General features: G+C 72.2%; 19 protein-coding genes. 10 read left to right on the forward strand and 9 right to left on the reverse strand.

Annotated elements, in window-relative coordinates; translation table 11 throughout:
• Positions 1 to 5 precede the first annotated feature (5 nt).
• The 4 genes from AB0B86_RS06580 to AB0B86_RS06595 all read left to right on the forward strand — a co-directional run bounded on the left by AB0B86_RS06580 (position 6) and on the right by AB0B86_RS06595 (position 7,041).
• The gene (locus tag AB0B86_RS06580) at positions 6 to 1,508 is read left to right on the forward strand and encodes a dihydrolipoamide acetyltransferase family protein (protein ID WP_357416714.1); all 1,503 of its coding nucleotides are present in this window, start codon (positions 6 to 8) and stop codon (positions 1,506 to 1,508) included.
• 217 nt (positions 1,509 to 1,725) lie between these two features.
• A complete protein-coding gene (locus AB0B86_RS06585; RefSeq protein WP_357243345.1) occupies positions 1,726 to 1,863 on the forward strand; it encodes a hypothetical protein in 138 nt (45 codons plus the stop codon).
• Positions 1,864 to 2,206: 343 nt separating this feature from the next.
• Positions 2,207 to 4,972 (forward strand): hypothetical protein, encoded by a 2,766-nt coding sequence (locus AB0B86_RS06590; protein WP_357416394.1) that lies wholly within the window; start codon positions 2,207 to 2,209, stop codon positions 4,970 to 4,972.
• 230 nt (positions 4,973 to 5,202) lie between these two features.
• Positions 5,203 to 7,041, forward strand: a complete 1,839-nt coding sequence (locus AB0B86_RS06595) for an NHL domain-containing thioredoxin family protein (protein ID WP_357412411.1) — start codon at positions 5,203 to 5,205, stop codon at positions 7,039 to 7,041.
• 31 nt (positions 7,042 to 7,072) lie between these two features.
• Here AB0B86_RS06595 and AB0B86_RS06600 read toward each other — a convergent pair whose 3' ends face one another.
• Genes AB0B86_RS06600 through AB0B86_RS06610 form a run of 3 tightly spaced genes read right to left on the reverse strand, consistent with a single transcriptional unit; the run spans position 7,073 to position 9,334 of the window.
• A complete protein-coding gene (locus tag AB0B86_RS06600) occupies positions 7,073 to 7,822 on the reverse strand; it encodes a 5-oxoprolinase subunit PxpA (protein WP_357412409.1) in 750 nt (249 codons plus the stop codon).
• A complete protein-coding gene (locus AB0B86_RS06605) occupies positions 7,806 to 8,669 on the reverse strand; it encodes a biotin-dependent carboxyltransferase family protein (RefSeq protein WP_357416397.1) in 864 nt (287 codons plus the stop codon). Before AB0B86_RS06605 ends, AB0B86_RS06600 begins: the two co-directional genes overlap by 17 nt.
• The gene (locus AB0B86_RS06610) at positions 8,666 to 9,334 is read right to left on the reverse strand and encodes a carboxyltransferase domain-containing protein (protein WP_357416399.1); all 669 of its coding nucleotides are present in this window, start codon (positions 9,332 to 9,334) and stop codon (positions 8,666 to 8,668) included. The genes AB0B86_RS06605 and AB0B86_RS06610 overlap by 4 nt, the downstream gene beginning before the upstream one ends.
• Positions 9,335 to 9,441: 107 nt before the next feature.
• On the opposite strand from AB0B86_RS06610, the gene AB0B86_RS06615 reads away from it, so the two are divergent.
• On the forward strand, positions 9,442 to 10,119 hold the full coding sequence (locus AB0B86_RS06615; RefSeq protein WP_357416403.1) for a hemolysin III family protein: 678 nt from the start codon (positions 9,442 to 9,444) through the stop codon (positions 10,117 to 10,119).
• Positions 10,120 to 10,219: 100 nt separating this feature from the next.
• Here AB0B86_RS06615 and AB0B86_RS06620 read toward each other — a convergent pair whose 3' ends face one another.
• Positions 10,220 to 10,507 (reverse strand): DUF6458 family protein, encoded by a 288-nt coding sequence (locus tag AB0B86_RS06620; protein WP_357412401.1) that lies wholly within the window; start codon positions 10,505 to 10,507, stop codon positions 10,220 to 10,222.
• A 112-nt stretch (positions 10,508 to 10,619) separates the two neighbouring features.
• Between AB0B86_RS06620 and AB0B86_RS06625 the strand changes: the two genes are divergently transcribed.
• Entirely contained in the window at positions 10,620 to 11,159 is a 540-nt protein-coding gene (locus AB0B86_RS06625; RefSeq protein WP_357412399.1) for a histidine phosphatase family protein, read from the forward strand.
• Between the two features lie 46 nt (positions 11,160 to 11,205).
• Here AB0B86_RS06625 and AB0B86_RS06630 read toward each other — a convergent pair whose 3' ends face one another.
• The 4 genes from AB0B86_RS06630 to AB0B86_RS06645 all read right to left on the reverse strand — a co-directional run bounded on the left by AB0B86_RS06630 (position 11,206) and on the right by AB0B86_RS06645 (position 15,629).
• Positions 11,206 to 11,475, reverse strand: a complete 270-nt coding sequence (locus tag AB0B86_RS06630; protein WP_030487564.1) for a DUF6458 family protein — start codon at positions 11,473 to 11,475, stop codon at positions 11,206 to 11,208.
• A gap of 311 nt (positions 11,476 to 11,786) precedes the next feature.
• Positions 11,787 to 13,643, reverse strand: a complete 1,857-nt coding sequence (locus AB0B86_RS06635; RefSeq protein ID WP_357412441.1) for an acyl-CoA dehydrogenase — start codon at positions 13,641 to 13,643, stop codon at positions 11,787 to 11,789.
• A 118-nt stretch (positions 13,644 to 13,761) separates the two neighbouring features.
• Positions 13,762 to 14,886, reverse strand: coding sequence for a PP2C family protein-serine/threonine phosphatase (locus AB0B86_RS06640; protein ID WP_357412439.1), 1,125 nt, complete (start codon positions 14,884 to 14,886; stop codon positions 13,762 to 13,764).
• 104 nt (positions 14,887 to 14,990) lie between these two features.
• The gene (locus AB0B86_RS06645; protein WP_357412397.1) at positions 14,991 to 15,629 is read right to left on the reverse strand and encodes a septal ring lytic transglycosylase RlpA family protein; all 639 of its coding nucleotides are present in this window, start codon (positions 15,627 to 15,629) and stop codon (positions 14,991 to 14,993) included.
• Between the two features lie 187 nt (positions 15,630 to 15,816).
• Between AB0B86_RS06645 and AB0B86_RS06650 the strand changes: the two genes are divergently transcribed.
• Positions 15,817 to 16,368, forward strand: coding sequence for a phosphoribosyltransferase family protein (locus tag AB0B86_RS06650; RefSeq protein WP_357416408.1), 552 nt, complete (start codon positions 15,817 to 15,819; stop codon positions 16,366 to 16,368).
• A gap of 49 nt (positions 16,369 to 16,417) precedes the next feature.
• Positions 16,418 to 16,849: an ASCH domain-containing protein gene (locus tag AB0B86_RS06655; RefSeq protein ID WP_357416411.1), complete on the forward strand. Its 432-nt coding sequence runs from the start codon at positions 16,418 to 16,420 to the stop codon at positions 16,847 to 16,849.
• Positions 16,850 to 16,986: 137 nt separating this feature from the next.
• Here the strand turns inward: AB0B86_RS06655 and AB0B86_RS06660 are convergent, their stop codons facing one another.
• On the reverse strand, positions 16,987 to 17,868 hold the full coding sequence (locus tag AB0B86_RS06660; RefSeq protein WP_357416414.1) for an LLM class flavin-dependent oxidoreductase: 882 nt from the start codon (positions 17,866 to 17,868) through the stop codon (positions 16,987 to 16,989).
• A 48-nt stretch (positions 17,869 to 17,916) separates the two neighbouring features.
• On the opposite strand from AB0B86_RS06660, the gene AB0B86_RS06665 reads away from it, so the two are divergent.
• Both AB0B86_RS06665 and AB0B86_RS06670 read left to right on the forward strand, forming a co-directional pair.
• A complete protein-coding gene (locus tag AB0B86_RS06665; protein WP_357416417.1) occupies positions 17,917 to 18,411 on the forward strand; it encodes a GNAT family N-acetyltransferase in 495 nt (164 codons plus the stop codon).
• 58 nt (positions 18,412 to 18,469) lie between these two features.
• Entirely contained in the window at positions 18,470 to 18,664 is a 195-nt protein-coding gene (locus tag AB0B86_RS06670; RefSeq protein WP_357412386.1) for a hypothetical protein, read from the forward strand.
• Positions 18,665 to 18,717: the final 53 nt, after the last annotated feature.

Consider the following 18,717-nt stretch of genomic DNA (forward strand, 5'->3'; position numbering starts at 1 on the left):
GCGACATGTCCCGGATCAAGACGTTCAACCTGCCCGACCTGGGCGAGGGCCTGACCGAGGGCGAGATCCTGGCCTGGCTGGTCAAGGTCGGCGACACCATCGAGCTGAACCAGCCGATCGTCGAGGTGGAGACGGCCAAGGCGGCGGTGGAGATCCCGGCGAAGTGGGCCGGGCAGGTGCAGGCGATCCACCACCCGGAGGGCACCACTGTCGAGGTCGGTACGCCGATCATCGCGATCGACACCGACCCCGGTGCCGGCCCGTTGGCGGCACCGTCGACCACTGCCACGCCCAGCGGTGACCTGCCCACCCCGTCGGCGGCTTCGCTGGCGGCGGTGGAGGTGGCGCCGGCCGAGGGCATGGTGGAGCCGGGCCTGATCGGTGGCGCCGCCCCGGGCGGCCGCACTGCGGTGCTAGTCGGCTACGGCCCCCGCACCACCGCCGCAAAACGCCGCCCCCGCAAAAACGCGCCCCCCACCCCCACCCCCACCCCCACCCCCACCCCCGCCGCCGTCGATCATGGACTTGTGGTGGGGGACAAACCCGCTACTACCCCTGCAACTCCGGCACCACAAATCCATGATCGACGCGATGGGGTGAGCCTTGGGCGCGACGGGGTTGTGCTTGCCAAGCCTCCGGTGCGGAAGCTTGCCAAGGATCTTGGCGTGGACCTGCGCACGCTCACCGGGTCGGGGCCGCTGGGCTCGATCACCCGGGAGGACGTGCAGCAGGCGGCCAGTGGGGTGGCCCCGGCCGCCGAGCCGGTCACCGTCACGCCGGTGGCGACGAGCGCCGCGAGCTTCGGCACCGACCGGGAGCAACGCATCCCGGTCAAGGGGGTCCGCAAGCTCACCGCCGAGAACATGTCCCGCTCGGCGTTCACCGCACCGCACGTGACGGAGTTCCTGACCGTCGACGTGACCCGGGCGATGAAGGCACTTGAGCGCCTGCGGGGTCGGCGGGAGTGGCGCGAGGTGCGGGTCTCGCCGCTGCTGCTGGTGGCGAAGGCGGTGCTGCTGGCGGTCAAGCGGCACCCGATGGTCAACTCGACGTGGGCCGGCGACGAGATCGTGGTGAAGGAGTACGTCAACCTCGGCATCGCGGCGGCCACCGAGCGCGGTCTGATCGTGCCCAACGTCAAGGACGCCGGCCGACTCTCGTTGCGGGAGCTGGCGGACGCGCTCACCGACCTGGTGCAGACGGCGAAGTCCGGCCGCACCTCGCCGGCGGCCATGTCCGGCGGCACCCTGACCATCACCAACGTCGGTGTGTTCGGCGTGGACACCGGCACGCCGATCCTGCCGCCTGGTGAGTCCGCGATCCTGGCCTTCGGCGCGGTACGGGAGATGCCCTGGGTACACAAGGGCAAGGTCAAGGTGCGTCAGGTCACCACGCTGGGGCTGAGCTTCGACCACCGGATCATCGACGGTGAGTTGGGCTCGAAGTTCCTCCGCGACGTCGGTGACTTCCTGGCGGATCCGGAGGCGGCGCTGCTCGCCTGGACTTGATCGTCGATACGCCAGCCACGGCCGGTGTGCCACGGGTTAACGCCCGGCACACCGGCCGTGTCGTTGAGGCGACGAAAGCATCGGCCAGACAGCCTGTTGACCTTTGATTGTTAGGCAGGTGTCTCAGCTCACCTAATAATCGATGGAAGTTGGCGGGGTTCTGCTGTTGAATAGATGCATCAGGGGCTGACAACCGAATAGCTAGGGGGACCCACCAATGAGCATGATCGAGCGAATCCGCAACCACCGCGACGCCACCCGCCGCGCCCGTGCCATCGAGCACGCGCTGCGCTCGGCGAACACGCCGGCAGTTCGCGAGGAACTCCTCGTCATCGCCCAGCGTCACATGAGCTGACGCTCCACGACATTCCGCACCTCCTCCAGATCGATGGCCCACCCGGCCCACCGGGTGGGCCATCGGCGTTCCCGGCCACCCGCCACCGGGATTCCGCCCTGCCGCAGCGCCCGGTACGGTGGGCTTCGGTCGCCGCCCGCCGACCCGGCAGAGGCCGAGCAGTCCGAAGCTGCTCGACACCGACCGGCCACGCGGAGTGACGACCGGTGCTCCTTGGACGTGCCGTGCCACCACCCGATACCGTGCGGGGAGCCGGCACAGCGGTACGCCGGTGACGCCGGCAGCCATGCCGAGGAGACCGATCGGCACCGGCGAGCCGACATGTGATGGAGGAGGCGCACCCATGACGTCCGAGGGCCCGCACCGCACCGGCCATGAGCCGGACGAGGTGTCACCGGGCGCCGGCGGACCGGCGCCGTACGGCGACCGCCCGGCGCAGCCGGACAACGGCCACAACGCCGCCGGCCCCGACCTGGGCTGGGCACCCCCGCCACCGGCGCGGCCCGACGCGTCGACGCCGGCATGGGCGACCCAGTCCGAGCAACCGCCGGCCCCCGCCTGGGGTGCCGTCGCTGCCCCACAGCCAACCGACCCGCCGCAGCCCGCCTGGGGCGCCGCCCCCACCGCACAGCCGAACGACCCGCCGCAACCCGCCTGGGGCGCCGCCGCTGCCCCACAGCCAACCGACCCGCCGCAACCCGCCTGGGGCGCCGCCCCCACCGCACAGCCGAACGACCCGCCGCAGCCGGCGTGGGCGGCCGGCGGTGGCGTGAGCGAGCCGCCGCAACAGCAGCCCGGCACCTGGCCCGGCAGCGAGGGCACACCAGCCCCGGCGCAGCCGGCCTGGGCCGCACCCCAACAGCAGGGCTGGACGCCCGCTGAGCAGGGCACGCCCGCCCCCTCCTGGACCCCGAACGCGGCCGAGCAGCCCGACTGGGCGCAGGCCCAGCAGCCCGCGCGGGGCGCCGCGCAGGTGCCGCCGGCCACCACCGCCTGGCCCGCCCAGGAAGATCCGGCCGCTGCCGGTGGCTGGGGTGGTGCGGCGCAGAACAACCCGCCCGCCGCTGACTGGCACGGAGCCCAGGGCCAGCAGGCCGAGCCGCAGCCGGCCGCCAACTGGTCCCGCAGCGCTCCGCAGGACGAGTCATCAGGCAACGGCGGCTGGCCTGCCACCGCAGCGGGACGCGACGACCAGCCAGTGTGGACGCCGGCTGAGCAGTCGCCGCCGGCCTGGGGTCAGTCCGCCGAACCCGCCGAGCAGCCCGCCCCCGGGTGGGGTCAGGCCGCTCAGCCCAACGCGGCCCGTGGCGCGGCGCAGGTGCCGGCACCGGCGACGAACTGGCCCGGTCAGGACGACCCGGTCCGCTCCGGTGGCTGGGCCGCCCAGCAACAGCCGGACCAGCCCGCGCAACCGGCCGTCTGGGGCGATGCCGAGAGCCGTCCGCAGCAGCCCGACTGGGTGCTCCCGCCGCAGGACCAGCCCGCCGAGCGGCCGGAGCAGGTCGGGTGGACCCCCCCGGCGCAGAGCGCCCTGCCCTCCCGCGCCAGCGCCAGCGTGCCCGGCAAGGATGGCCCGGCCGAGGTCGAGCCGTGGGCACCCGGCGAGGTGTGGGGTCGCGCCGAGGCGGAAGCCTCCGCGCAGGCCCGCGGCGGCTGGGAGGCGGACCGGGGCGACGAGGCGCCGGCCTACCAACCCGGGCCCGCGCCGGGCATCTCACCGGCGAACGCGGTGCCGCTGCCGCCGCAGGAGCAACGGGTGCCGGGCGCCAGCCTGGCGGCTGCCCCGCCGACCGACTACGCACCCCAGGCCCAGTTCGCACCGATCCCTGAGCAGCCCGCGTACGCCGAGCGGGAGACCCCGGACGCCGCCGCGCAGTACGAGGCGGACCCGGCCGGTTGGGGCCGCGCCGAGGATGCCCCCGCCAATGCCGCGGTGGTGCCCGCACCGCGTACCTCTCCGGAGTCCGGAGCGGGTCGCGCGGTGGTGCCGGTGTCGGACGCCGAGTCGGCAGCCAGCGCGGCGGCCCGGGCCACGGCGAGCGCTTCGGTGCCGCTGGCCAGCCGGGTGATGCCCCCGACCGACCAGGCCATCCGCCCGACCGGCACTGCCACACCACAACCCCGGGTGTACGGTCGGCCGGCGCGAACCGAGCCGGAGAACGAGCCGGAGCCGGAGGCGTTCCAGGCCGACCCGGCTGCCGACCGCCAGTCGGCACCGGAGTGGCAGCACGATGCCCAGCGGCAGGTCGCACCGGAGTGGCAGAACGACTCCCCCCGTCAGGTCGCACCTGACTGGCAGAACGACCCGCAGCGGCAGATCAGCCCCGGCTGGGGCGGCGAGCCCGCTGCCGAGCCGCGCTTCGACGACCGGCAGCCCGCCCCGAACGCGTTCGGTGAGGCTGCGGCACCGCCGCCGGCGTTCCCGCCCGGTGTGCCTTCCTTCGTCGACGCGCCCAGCAACAACCGGCCGATGAACGGCACCCGGCCGCACGGCGGCGCCGAGCGGCCGGCCGACCAGTTCGGCGGCGCCGGATCGTCCGCCGCCGGCACCGCAGCGGTCGGCGGCACGTCGACGTTCGGTGCGACGAACTACGGCGGACCGGGCCCCAACGGGCCCGGCTTCGGCGGGCCCCCGATCGAGTCGGGACCGGGCGGCAGCTTCCCGCCGGCCTTCCCGCCACCGCAGCAGCCCGCGCCGTCCTGGGGCCAGGAGCCCGGCAAGTCGGATCAGGGCCGGTTCGACGCGTTCAAGCCGGACGCCGAGGAGCCCAAGACGGAGGCACCGGCGCCGAAGGTACGCAACGGTCGGGTGCTGGCCGCGGTATTGATCGCCGCGGTGCTCATCCTGGCGGTGCCGCTCGGCCTGCTGCTGCTCCTCGGGAAGGTCGGCAAGGAAGACACCCCGGCCTTCGACCCCGCGGTCGGCAGCTGCGTGAAGCAGTCCGGTCAGGGTGGCGCATCGGCGGCAACCTGCGGCGAGGCCGGTTCCTTCACTGTCGTCTCCAAGGTGGACGCCAAGGAGAAGTGCGCCGACCCGACGCAGCCCCACGTGGTGTTGCCGGGTAGCGGCACCAACAGGGTGCTCTGCCTCAAGCCGGCCACCAAGTAACTCCACCGACGGCGGGGTCACGGGCAACCGTGGCCCCGCCGTCGTCGTACCCGCCGCGGCGGCGCAACGCCCATGGCCAGGCGTAACCCGTCCCCGACCGACGCGGTCGAGGTCCGTGAATACGCCGCGAGGCGTCGGGAGCGCGACGAGGGCGGCGCGGGCGGGGACTGCTCAGCGGTCTGTCGCCCGGGTCACGGCGGTCGGGACTGCGGCGTGGCAGGCTGGCAGGCATGGGAACGACAGCGCGTGTACGTGCGCCCGAACTGCGGGGCCGCCAGTGGCTCAACACGGGCGGACGGAACCTGACCTTGCAGGACCTTCGCGGCAAGATCGTGGTCGCGGACTTTTGGACGTTCTGCTGCATCAACTGCCTGCACGTGCTCGACGAACTGCGCCCGCTTGAGGAGAAGTACGGCGACGTGCTCGTCGTGATCGGTGTGCACTCGCCGAAGTTCGAGCACGAGAAGGACGCCGACGCGCTCGTCGCGGCTGTCGAGCGGTACGGGGTGCACCACCCCGTACTCGACGATCCTGAGATGGACATGTGGCAGCAGTACGCGGCCCGGGCCTGGCCGACCCTCTCGGTGATCGACCCCGAGGGTTACGTGGTGGCCACCATGGCGGGCGAGGGTCACGCCGAGGGGCTGGCCCGGTTGATCGACGAGCTGATCGCCACCCACGAGGCCAAGGGCACCCTGCACCGGGGCGACGGCCCGTACGTTCCGCCGCCGGCCCCGGAGACGGCGCTGCGCTTCCCGGGTAAGGCGGCGCTGCTGCCGAACGGGAACCTGCTGGTCTCGGACTCGGCCCGGCACTCACTTGTCGAGGTTGCTCCCGACGGCGAGACGCCGGTGCGTCGGATCGGCTCGGGCGAGCGGGGCCGGGTCGACGGGCTGGCTCCTGCGGCGACGTTCTCCGAGCCGCAGGGGGTGTGCCTGCTGCCCACGCATGTCGCCGAGGTCGCCGGCTACGACCTGGTGGTGGCCGACACCGTCAACCACCTGCTGCGCGGTGTGCGGCTGGAGTCCGGCGAGGTGGTCACCGTGGCCGGCAGCGGCCGGCAGTGGCGTGCCGAGGTCGACGACCACGCCCACGACGCCCTCGCTGTGGATCTCTCGTCCCCGTGGGACCTGGCCTGGTACGACGACAAGTTGATCATCGCGATGGCCGGTATCCACCAGCTGTGGTGGTTCGACCCGATCAAGCGGACCGCCGGCATGTACGCCGGCACCACTGTCGAGGCGCTGCGCGACGGCCCACTGGCCGAGGCGTGGATGGCGCAGCCGTCCGGGCTCTCCGTCTCCGCCGACGGTGCGCGGCTGTGGATCGCCGACAGCGAGACCAGTGCTCTGCGGTACGTCGAGAACGGTGTGCTGGGCACCGCCGTCGGGCAGGGCCTGTTCGACTTCGGGCACGTGGACGGTCCGGCGGAGTCGGCGCTACTGCAACACCCGCTCGGTGTGTGCGCCCTGCCGGACGGCTCGGTGCTGATCGCGGACACGTACAACGGCGCGGTTCGTCGCTTCGACCCGGCCACCAACCAGGTCTCCACAGTCGCCGACGGGTTGGCCGAGCCGAGCGACCTGGTGCTCACCCCGGCCGGCGAGGTGCTGGTGGTGGAGTCCGCCGCGCACCGGCTGACCCGGCTCGCCCCGGGTGCCCTGTCGGCGGCCGGTGCCAGCACTGTCGACGGCCCCCGGCACCGCACCGAGCGCAAGCCGACCGACGTCGCGGCCGGTGAGGTCACCCTGGACATCGTCTTCACCCCCGCGCCGGGGCAGAAGCTGGACGAGACGTTCGGGCCGTCGACCCGGTTGGTGGTCTCCGCGTCACCGCCGGAGCTGCTGGTGGAGGGTGCGGGCACGGGCACCGACCTGTCCCGTCGGCTGGTGCTCAACAGCGAGGTCACCGCCGGGGTGTTGCAGGTGACCGCCCAGGCGGCCACCTGCGACGCGGACGTCGAACACGCGGCGTGCCACCTGACCCGGCAGGACTGGGGCGTACCGGTCCGGGTCGTCGACGGTGCGGTGACCCGACTCCCGCTGGTCCTCCGCGGCCTGGACGCCTGACGTGTGGAGGGGCCCGTGCGGGCCCCTCCTCTCACGCGAACGGTGCCAGGGACACGTCGGCGTCGATGAGGGTGGCGCGGACCAACTCGGCGGCGGAGACCGCGCCCGGGGTGTCGCCGTGCACGCAGATCGAGTCGACCGAGCAGGGGATGACGGTGCCGTCCACCGCCACCACGATCCGTTCGGTGGCCATCCGCGCCGCCCGTTCCGCCACCTGCTCCGGGTCGGTGATCACCGCGCCGGGTGTGCCGCGCGGCACCAGCGCCCCGTTGGGCAGGTAGGCACGGTCGGCGAAGGCCTCCGCGACGACCGGCAGGCCCGCGCCGACAGCGAGTTGGGCGAGCGTCGACCCGGGTAGGCAGAGCACCGGCAGCTCGGGGTCGTAACCGGTGACCGCCGCGACCACCGCCGCCGCCTGGGATTCGTTGGTGCTGGCTGCGTGGTAGAGCGCGCCGTGCGGTTTGAGGTAGCGGACCCGGGTGCCGAACAGCCGGCAGAACGCGTCGAGCGCCCCCAGTTGGTAGGTCACCTCGTCGCGTAGTTCGGCGAAGTCGTACGCGATGTGCCGTCGACCGAAGCCGGCCAGGTCCCGGTAGCCGACCTGCGCGCCCACCGCGACCCCCCGTCGCGCGGCGCCCTCGCAGACCCGCCGCATGGTGGACGGGTCGCCACCGTGGAAGCCGCAGGCGACGTTGGCGGAGGTGACGAGGCTCAGCAGCGCCTCGTCGTCGCCGAGCCGCCAGATGCCGAATCCCTCACCCAGGTCAGCGTTGAGGTCCATGGAATCTGACGGTAGTACCTGGCCGGGCCTGCGCGAGCGCTGTCACGTCGCTGACCACCCCGATGACGGGGTATCCACCGGTGGTCGGATGGTCGGCGAGGAAGATCAGGGGCTGTCCGTCCGCCGGCACCTGCACCGCGCCGAGCACGATGCCCTCGCTCGGCAGTTCGCCGGCCACCGCGCGGGGCAGCGCCGCGCCGGCGAGCCGCGCCCCGACCCGGTTGCTCACCGGGCTGACGGTGTACGCGGTGCCGAACAGCCTGTCGAACGCGGTCGGCGTGAACCAGTCCTCCCGAGGGCCGGGATGCAGCAGCAGGTGCAGTTCCGACGCCGGCGCGGCGGTGACGGTCAGGTCCACCGGCGCGGGCGGGCCGTGGGGCTCGCCGAGCGGCAGCCGGTCGCCGTCGCGCAGCGGAGCCGGCCCGAGCCCGGCGAGGGTGTCGGTGGCCCGACTGCCGAGTACCGGCGACACGTCGATGCCACCCGCCACCGCCAACCAACTCCGTACGCCCCGACGGGCCGGGCCGATCCGCAGCACTGTCCCGGCCGGCACGGTGAGTGGTCGTCCGGTGTCGCCGGGTCGATCGCCCGCCTGGACCGTCACCTCGGCCCCGGTGATTGCCACAGTGGTGGCCCGGGTCAGCCGCAGTGTGCAACCGGACAGGGTGACCTCCAGGCCCGCGGCGTGCTCCGGGTTTCCGACCAGCCGGTTGGCCAGCCGCAGCGCCGCCGGGTCGAGGGCACCGGAGCGGGGTACGCCCAGGTGCGCCCAACCGGGCCGGCCCAGATCCTGCACGGTGGTGAGCGCACCGGCGCGCAGCACTTCGACAGCGGCCGGACGGGTCATGTCGCCGCCATCCGGACCTGGGTGCCGGGTCCGAGTCGGGCCGGGGGATCGGCGTGCACGTCGAAGAGGACCAGCTCGGTCCGGCCGACCAAGAGCCACCCTCCGGGGGACGCGCTCGGGTAGATGCCCGCGTACGGGCCGGCCAGCGCGACCGATCCGGCCGGCACCCGGGGGCGGGGGGTGGCGAGCCGGGGCAGCGCCAACTCGTCGGGCAGCCCGGTCAGGTAGGGAAACCCGGGGGCGAAGCCGCAGAACGCGACCCGGAACCGGGTGCCGGTCAGCCGGCGTAGCACTGTCGGCACGTCGACGCCCCACTGCTCGGCCACCACCGGCAGGTCCGGTCCGTCGAAGACGACAGGCACGACCACGTCCGCCGCGGCACCGGCACGGCCGCCCGCCCCGCCGCCGCTGGCCCCGACAATGCCCACCGCTGTGACGCCGGGTGCCCATCGGGCCAACTGCTCGGCCGTGCCGGCCGGGTCGGGCAGGCCGTCGAGCAGGACCGTGCTGGCTGCAGGGACGATCTCGACGGCGACCAGGTCACCCTGTGCCCGACGCCGCCACAGCTCGGCCCGCCACGCTTCCACGAGCGCGGCGTCGGAAGTGCCGGCGGGGGCGGTGCAGTCGAGGAGCAGGGCTCGCGCCCCGACGGGTCGGATCCGCATCCGCTCATCCTCGCCGATGTCGTGCCGGTACGGAGTTCACGATGACGGTGCCAGGCGTCACCTACACCACTACTTGCAAGTAACCTACGGTGCCGTAACCTGACTGTGTGAGCACTTCCGCCCCGCTTCGCCTGAAGCCGGTCGACATCGGTAAGCCCCGGATGCGCGGCTGGCTACACACGTACGCCTTCTTCGTGGCCGTGATCTGCGGCATCGTGCTGTGCTCGATCGCCGCCACCCGCCCGGGGTGGGCACCCCTGGTCAGCTGCCTGATCTACAGCGTCACGGTGTGTGGGCTCTTCGGCACCAGCGCGCTCTACCACCGTCGGGTGTGGTCGGAGCGCGGCTACCAGGTGATGCGCCGGATGGACCATTCGATGATCTTCGTGTTCATCGCCGGCACGTACACACCGCTCTGCACGATGCTGCTCGCGCCCCGGCCGGCCACCGTGATGCTGGCCCTGGTCTGGGGTGGTGCGCTGGCCGGCGTTGCGGTCACGATGGTCTGGCCGCACGCGCCGCGCTGGGTGTCCGCGCCGCTATACCTGGCGCTGGGCTGGGTGGCGGTGGCCATGCTGCCGGAGATCCTGCACGGTGGCGGCGTCGCGGCACTGGTCTTGCTGATCGCCGGTGGCGCGATCTACAGCGCCGGCGCGGTCTGTTACGCGTTGCGCCGGCCCAATCCGTGGCCGACCGTCTTCGGTCACCACGAGTTCTTCCACGCCTGCACGCTGCTGGCAGCGCTCTGCCACCACATCGCGATCTACCTCGCGCTGTTCGCCTGACCTTCCGGGCCGACGAAGCCCGGGACCGTCCGCGACGCCGGGCCAATACGCGAGCCGGGGCCCCGCGACGCTGCGGGACCCCGGAGTTCGCGAGCGAGGATCAGACCGGCCGGCCCGGCCGACGCACCTCGCGGTACTCCTGCACAACCTGGTTGTCCTGGACCGGCACGACCCGGTCAGCCACCACGCGCTCCTCGCGGACCGGTGCGGCGACCACTGTGCGACGGCGGCTGTTCCAGAAGTAGAGGGTGGCGATCAGGCCGGCGACACCGGCCAGCATCAGCACCCAGCCGACCACTGACAGGTTCAGCCAGCCCAGATCGGCGTCCACGGCGAACGCGAGGATCGCGCCCAGCGCGATCAAGAAGATGCTGCCACCAATGCCCATGTCTCGCTCCTCGGCTCTAACCTGGCGTACGACGCGCCGCGGCCGTCGGTAGGGGTGCGGCATCCATCGACTTACCCAGGCACAGAGATCGCCAATCGGGCAAGCTGGGGGCATGACGGACGCTGACTCCGAGATGCGGACTCTGGTGTTGCTGCGGCACGCGAAGGCCGAGCAGGGCAGTGACGCGGCAGATGATGCCGAGCGCCCACTCAGTGCCCGTGGGGAGGCGGACGCGGCAGCGGCGGGTGCCTGGCTGGCGCACCACGGGTTGCTGCCGGACGTGGTGATCTGCTCGACGGCGAGACGTACCCGGCAGACCTGGCACGGGGTGGCGATGGGGATGACCGGCACGCCACCGGAGGGTGGCCCGGCCGGTCCGCGGCCAACTGTTCGTTACGAGCCCGGCGCGTACGACGCCCACCCGGAGGAGTTGTTGGCGCTGGTGCGTACGGTCGACGCAGCGGCCCGGACCGCCCTGTTGATTGCCCACAACCCGGGCATATCGCTGTTCGCGGGCCTCCTCGACCCGACAGGTGCGCCAGATGAGGGTTTGCGGACCGCCGAACTGTCGGTGCACCGTGGCCGGTTCGCCTGGATGGAGTTGGCGCCGGCGGGAGCGCCGGTCTCGGCCCGTCACATCGCACGCGGCTGAGCCACCCGTCGATCATCGACGGGTGGCTCAGCGGGATGTGCCGGCGTCAGGACGGCGGCGCGGTTGGTGGCGGTGGGTCTGGCGGTGGCGGCATCATCGCCGTCGGATGGGAGAGCCGGTTCTCCTCGACGATGAGGGTCCGGGCCCGCTTGCGCCGGTCCTGCCAGAACCAGACAGTGGTCAGCAGTACGGCCAGCCCGGCCAGGATGAAGACCCAGCCGACCGCCCGCACGTCGATCCACCAGACGTTGGCCCTCAGTGCGAAGGTCAGGATCGCGCCGATCGCGATGAGAAAAATGCCGCTTCCTACACCCATGTGCGCTGCACTCCCCCGTGCGGTGGCTCTGGGCGTTCCCTTTCGAGGTCACGCGACGGTTACCCGCCACGACGCCGGCATACCCGGCGGGGCTGGCCCAATGCGTGCCGGCCCTCGCAGCCGGGCCGTCCGACGCGACGAGGCCGGTCCGGAGCCGCCGCGATCCGGAGCCGCCACCCCGCTCTGTCGGCGACGCGCGGCGGCCCCGGACCCGGACGCGGCGACGGCCGGCGGGGCATGTCGCCCTCGCCGGCCGTCGGTGTCGGTACCGGGTGGTGCGACCCGGAACCGTCAGCCGTGCCGTGGTGCGGTCAGAAGGCCTCCTCCGGGAGGTCCATGATGTCGAGATCGGTGCCCTCGATGATCCGCCGGTCGGCGCCGATGCGGGGCAGCACCTCGCGGGCGAAGAAGCGGGCGGCGGCCACCTTGCCGGTGTAGAACGCCTTGTCGCTGGCGGTGACCTCGCCGGCCAACGCCTTCAGCGCCACGTCGGCCTGCTTCTGCAGCAGCCAGCCGACCACCAGGTCGCCGATCGCCAGTAGGAACCGCCGGCTGCTCAGCCCGACCTTGTAGAGCGCGCGGGTGTCGCCGCCCTGCGCCTCGCCCAGCCAGCCGGTCATGACGCCCAGGATGTTCTGGACCTCGACGAGCGCCTTGCCAAGCGCCTGCCGCTCCTCCTTGAGCTGGCCGTTGCCCGCCTCGGAGGAGATGAATTCCTGGATCTCGCTGGCTACCGCCATCAGCGCCTTGCCGTTGTCGCGGACGATCTTGCGGAAGATCAGGTCCAGGCTCTGGATGGCGGTGGTGCCCTCGTACAGGGTGTCGATCTTCGCGTCCCGGACGTACTGCTCCAGCGGGTAGTCCTGCAGGAACCCGGAGCCGCCGAAGGTCTGCAGGGCCTCGTGCCCGAGCAGCTCGTAGGCCCGCTCCGAGCCGACGCCCTTGACCAGCGGCAACAGCAGGTCGTTCACCCGCTTGGCAAGCTTGGTGGCCTTCTCGTCGCCGGCGGCCTCGGCGATGGCGACCTTGTCCTGCCAGCTGGCGGTGTAGAGGACAAGGGCACGGAGACCTTCGGCGTACGACTTCTGCAGCAGCAGCGAGCGGCGGACGTCCGGGTGGTGGGTGATGGTGACCCGCGGGGCGGTCTTGTCCGCCTGCTGGATCAGGTCGGCGCCCTGCACCCGGCTCTTCGCGTACTCCAAAGCGTTGAGGTAGCCGGTGGAGAGGGTGGCGATGGCCTTGGTGCCCACGAGCATCCGGGCGTACTCGATGATCATGAACATCTGCCGGATGCCGTCGTGCTTGTCGCCGAGCAGCCAGCCCTTGGCCGGTACGCCGTGCTCGCCGAAGGTCAGCTCGCAGGTGTTGGAGACCTTCAGGCCCATCTTGTGCTCGACGTTCGTGGTGTAGACGCCGTTGCGTTCACCCAGCTCGCCGGTGGTCTCGTCGAAGTGGAACTTCGGCACCACGAAGAGCGACAGACCCTTGGTGCCGGGGCCACCGACGCCCTCCACCCCGACCGGGCGGGCCAGCACGTAGTGCACGATGTTGTCACTCAGGTCGTGCTCGCCCGAGGTGATGAAGCGCTTCACGCCCTCGATGTGCCAGGAACCGTCGGGCTGCTGGATCGCGCGGGCGCGGCCGGCGCCGACGTCCGAGCCGGCGTCCGGCTCGGTGAGCACCATCGTGGAGCCCCACTGCTTGTCGATGAAGAGCTTGGCCCACCGCTTCTGCTGCTCGTTGCCCTCGACCTCCAGGACGTGCGCGAAGGAGGGGCCGGAGGCGTACATCCAGATCGGGGCGTTGGAGCCGAGCACCAGTTCGGCCATCGCCCACCAGAGGGCGCGGGGCGCGTTGGTGCCGCCCAGGTGCGGCGGCAGGTCCAGGCGCCAGAACTCGGAGTCCATGAATGCCTGGTACGACTTCTTGAACGACGCCGGCAGCGGCGCGGTGTGGGTGGCCGGGTCGAACACCGGCGGGTTGCGGTCACTGTCCGTGTAGCTGGCGGCGAGCTCCCCGCGAGCGAGGCGGTCCAGCTCGGCGAGGAACGTGCGGGCGGTGTCGGTGTCGAGATCCGAGTACGGCTCCTGGCCGAACGACCGGTCGGCACCGAAGACCTCGAACAGGTTGAACTCAAGGTCCCGCAGGTTGCTCTTGTAGTGGGTCATGCTCACTGGCCCCGCTTCCGGACAGGTGTTACCGATCAGTAACCCCGACTGTATTACTCGCGGGTAGGCAGCGACAAGCGGATGAGCCAAGTGACGGCGATTACACACTCCGCTCGGGTCAGCTCTCGGCGGCGCCGAACTCCCAACTCGGTACGGCCGCCGCCGCGCCGGTACGGGCACCGACGTACTCCATCAGCACCAGGGCGATGTCGTCGTCGAGCCGGCCGTGCACCCACTCGACCAGGGCGGTCTCCAGGGAGGCCAGCCCGTCGGCGACGGTGCCGTGACCGAGCAGCCGCCAGGCGCGGTCGGCGGTGGGAAAGAACTCACCATCCCGCCGCGCCTCGCCGAGACCGTCGGTGAACAGCAGCAGCCGGTCTCCCGGCTCCAGGCGCTCGACCCGGGGGCGGACCACCGGCATGAATCCGAGCGGGGGTGCCGGCGCCGGTGGTTCCAGTGGAATCACCGCACCCCGGCGCAGCAGCAGCGGTGACGGATGCCCGCAGTTGACGATGGTCAGTGTGCCGCCGCGCTCCTCGACAAGCGCGGCGGTCACGAAGTCCTCGTCGCCGACGTTACGAGCCACCGCGCGGTCCAGGTCGGCGACCACGGCGCGCAGGTCGGCCCGCTCGTACGCCACGTGCCGGTAGGAGCCGAGAACGATGCTCGCCAGCCGAACCGCGTCCAGACCCTTGCCGCGCACGTCACCGATGATCATGCGGACGCCGTAGGGCGTGTCGATCGCCTCGTACAGGTCACCACCGATCTCGGCCGTCGCGGTGGAGGAGATGTAGCGTCCCGCCACCGAGAGCGTCCCGACCTGGGGCCCGAGCGGACGCAGCACCGCCTGCTGGGCCACCGACGCGAGTTTGGTCAGCTCGACGATCTGCTCCGCCTGCCGCTGCCGGACCGACGCCACCGCCACCGCCAATCCGGTGGCGACCGCGACCGCGACAACGCTGACCGGGGTGATCATCGACATCTTCGGCTCGGTCAGGGCGAAGCCGGCACCGGTCAGGGTCGCCACGATGCCCACCCCCAGCACCACCGGCCAGGACGCCACGGCGGCGGCCAACCACGGTACGGCCGACAACAGTGCGACGTAGTGCGCGAACCGGCCGTCCGCCGCCTCCACCGCCGACACGATCCCGAGCAGGACAAGGGCCGCGCCGAGGCCGGCGCGGGATCCGGGGCTCAGCGGGCGACGGCCCGGCTGGAGGAGTCGCGTGGGTACGACTGACAGTTTGCCTGATCCACGTGAGTCGGTGAATGAACCTGACCCGTCGTCCGAGAAGGTTCTGTCCGGCCGGCCCTGTCGACCGGCCGAATCGGCGCGACCCGACCCGGTCAGCCGAGGACCTCGTAGCGGACGGTGAGCGCGCCCACGTCGACCGAGGCGATGGTGGCGAACGCGGCCCGGGAGAGGTCCAGGCAGCGGCCGTCGATGAACGGGCCGCGGTCGTTGATCCGCACCACTACCGACTTGCCGTTTGCCGGGTTGGTCACCCGGACCTTGGTGTTGAACGGCAGCGTCTTGTGCGCGGCGGTGAGCGCGCTCGGGTTGAACGACTCACCGTTGGCGGTCAACTGCCCGTCGGAGTAGAACGACGCGCCACACGAGCCGCTCTCCAGGACCTTCGCTGCCGCGGTGGTCTTCTTCACGGTCGGCTTCGGCGTCGGCTTCGGCGGCGCCGTACGGGTCTTGCCCCGGGAGGCCGCCTGCTGCGACCGGATGGCCGACGGGCTGGCGGACCCGCTCGGCGACGGGCTGACGGTCGGGGAGACGGCCGGGGAACTGGGGGTGAGGCTGCTCGCGGCGGTGCTCGGGGTGAGGTCGAGGCTCGCCTGCTCCGCCTGGCCGGAGCCGGAGGTCAGCTGCACGGCACCGAACGTGCCCCCGACGGCGAGGGCGACGCCGACCGCCGCGGTGGCCACGATGCCCGCCGGAGAGGAGAAGATGCGGGTACGGGAGTGCTTGGCTGCCACCGGCCCGGTCCTTTCGTCGTCTGAACAAACCGGGTCGGACCGTAACGAGAGAAGCACTTCCGACGTCAACGTGATCATGGTGGTATGCCCGTAATTGCACTGGTACGTGTAGCCGATCATCCGACCCGGGGTGGGCCGGCCGGCCCGGGTGCCGGCGCACCGACCACGGGTGCCGCAGGATGAGCGGATGCCCGCTGAGCTGACCGCACGCCTGGCCACCCTGTTCCAGTGGATCGACCCCGGACCGGACAGCAGTCACCTGGTCAGCGACATCTCCGGCTGGTGGCGGGACCCGGCGGTGCTGGCCGAACTCGGACCGGCCCTGGTCGCGCCGTACCGGGCCGCCAGGCCGACGGTGGTGCTCGCCCCGGCGGTCACCGGGCTGCTGCTCGGGCCGTTGGCCGCCACCGCCCTCGGGGTCGGCTTCGTGGCCGCCCACAAGCCCGGCGACGGCCGGTTGCCGGCCGGGCCGCTCACCTGGGCGCAGAGCCCACCGGACTACCGGGGTCGGCGGGTCGACCTGGCCGTCCGGGACCGGCACCTCGGCCCCGGCGACCGGGTCCTGGTGGTGGACGACTGGGTGCGTACCGGCGCCCAACTCCACGCCCTGTACGACATCTGCTCCGCACGCGGTGCCGACGTGCTGGGCACGGCGGTGGTGGCCGTCGACTGCCCGCCGGACGTCGCGGCCGAGCTACGCGTCACCGGCCTGATCAACGCGGCGGATCTGCCCGCCTGACTGCGTATTGCGGCGGCGGGCTGAGCCGTGCTGGCCTAGCCTCGGCAGGATGTGGCCTCGGATCGGTGAACTGCGCACCCTCGCCCTCGGCACGCCGGGTGAGCTGCGGACGACCCTCAACACCCTGGTACTCGCCGGGGTGAAGACGGCGACGGCCGGGCGGCTCGCCGAGTACGCCGAGGAAGGCGAGGAGTTGGAGCACGTCGGCGAACGGTTGGCGCTTGTCGACGACGACAACGCACTTGCCGGCGTAGTCGAGATCACCGAGGTGGAGGTGGTCCGCTTCGCGCAGGTGTCCTGGGACTTCGCCCACGCCGAGGGCGAGGGTGACCGCTCGATCGAGGAGTGGCGGGCCGGGCACTCGGCCTACTGGGCGCGGCTCGGCACCCCGGTCGACGGCGACACCCCGATCGTCTGCCTCCGGCTACGGCTGGTCTCCGCCGGCGAGGGCGGCGTGGCCAGCGGCGACCTCGGCACCTGAGCCGGTCACGTCGGCAGCGCGAGCTGACGCCACCGGTCCGCCGCCGGCGCTGTCCCGACCGTCGCCGCTGTCCCGACCGCTGGCGCTGTCCCGACCGCTGGCGCTGTCCCGACCGTCAGCGATGCGGGGGCGCGTGGTCAGCCGCGCAGCTCGGGGAGGAGTCTTGTCGCCACGTCCACCAGGATGGCCTCGTCGCCCGCGTACCAACTGCTGGCCCGCGGCCAGTGCGTCACCACGTCGGTGAAGCCGAGGTCGGCGGCCCGGCCGACCTGATCGGCGAAGAACTGCGCACTGCTGAGCGAGAAGACCGGCGCGGCGTCCAGTGAGAGATAACGGTCCAGGGTGGCCGGATCGCGGTCGGCCTCGGCCAGCGCCCGGTCCATCCGCGCGGAGAGGGCGACCACGCTGTCCCACCAGCCGGCCAGGTCGTTGTCGTCACCGGTGCCGGTGGTCACCCAGCCCTGACCGAAGCGCGCCACCAGCCGCATCGACCGGGGTCCGTTGGCGGCCATCACGAACGGCACCCGGGGTTGCTGCACGCAGCCGGGGTTGTTGCGGGCATCGACGGCGGCGAACCAGTCACCACGCCAGGTGGTGCCGTCCTCGCGAAGGATCAGGTCCAGCAGTTCGGTGAACTCGGCGAACCGTTCGACCCGCTGGCGCGGTGGCAGCGTCTCGCCGCCCAGCACCGCCGAGTCGAACCCGATGCCGCCCGCGCCCAGGCCGAGCAGCAGCCGACCGGCCGAGACGTCGTCCACGGTGGTGATCTGCCGGGCGAACGCGGCCGGGTGCCGGAAGTTCGGCGACGCGACGAGGGTGCCCAGCCGGATGCGGGAGGTCACCGAGGCGGCGGCGGTGAGCGTGGCCATCGAGTCGAACCACGGGCCGTCGACGAGGTCCCGCCAGCCCAGGTGGTCGTACGTCCAGGCGTGGTCGAAGCCCCACTCGTCGACCTGCCGCCAGCGACGCTGCGCCTCCGCCCAACGCTGGTCCGGCAGGATCACGATGCCAATGCGCATGATCGCCAGCCTAGCCGGGCCGGAACGGGGTGCCCTAGCATCGCGGTGATGCGGAGAAGCGGGCCGGCGGTACGACCGGCGGAGTTGTCAGACGTACCGGCACTCGTGGAGCTGCGCCTGGCGAACGCCACCGCGCACCTCGCCCTGGACCCGGACGTCTACCGGCTGCCGCAGCGCGAGGCGGTCGCCCAGCACTTCACGACAGCGCTCACCGCCGAAGCCGGCCGCGACGCGATCCTCGTCGCGGAGTTGAACGGGCAGGTGGTCGGGATGGTCGAGGTGCTGCGCCTACCCGAACCGCCAGCGCACCAGATCCTGCGCCCCGAGCCGTCGGCACAGATCCACACTGTGGTGTCGGACTCGACCAGGGGGCGCGGGGTGGGTGCGGCACTGCTCGACGCGGCCGACCGGTGGGCGACCGAGAACGGGATCACCAGCCTGTCGGCGGGCATCCACCACCGCAACGACGGCGCGGTGCACTTCTACCGCCGCCACGGCTACGCACCCTCGGGCACCTCCTTGAACAGGCAACCCGGGGCCTAGACCCGGGCACCACCGCTCGGGGCCACCACGGGGCCGGCGCTGCGGCTACCGTTCCGCTGTGGACCTACACGCTCAGCGCGTCGCCACCGTGCGATCGTTCGGCACGGTGGCGCTCGTGGCCGGCTTCATGACCTCGCTGATCACCATGGCATCCGCGTACCACGGGCTTGAGCCGCACATCCTCGCCACCTTCCTCATCCTGATCGGCCTTGGTCTGCGGATCGAGGCGGCGATCGTCGACCGGAGGTCGTAGCTCCATGCCGGGCCTGAGCATGAGGTGACGCACGTCACACCTCGATCCGGTAG

Origin of the sequence: Micromonospora sp. NPDC049047, from assembly GCF_040649135.1 — a bacterium.
Taxonomy (GTDB): domain Bacteria; phylum Actinomycetota; class Actinomycetes; order Mycobacteriales; family Micromonosporaceae; genus Micromonospora.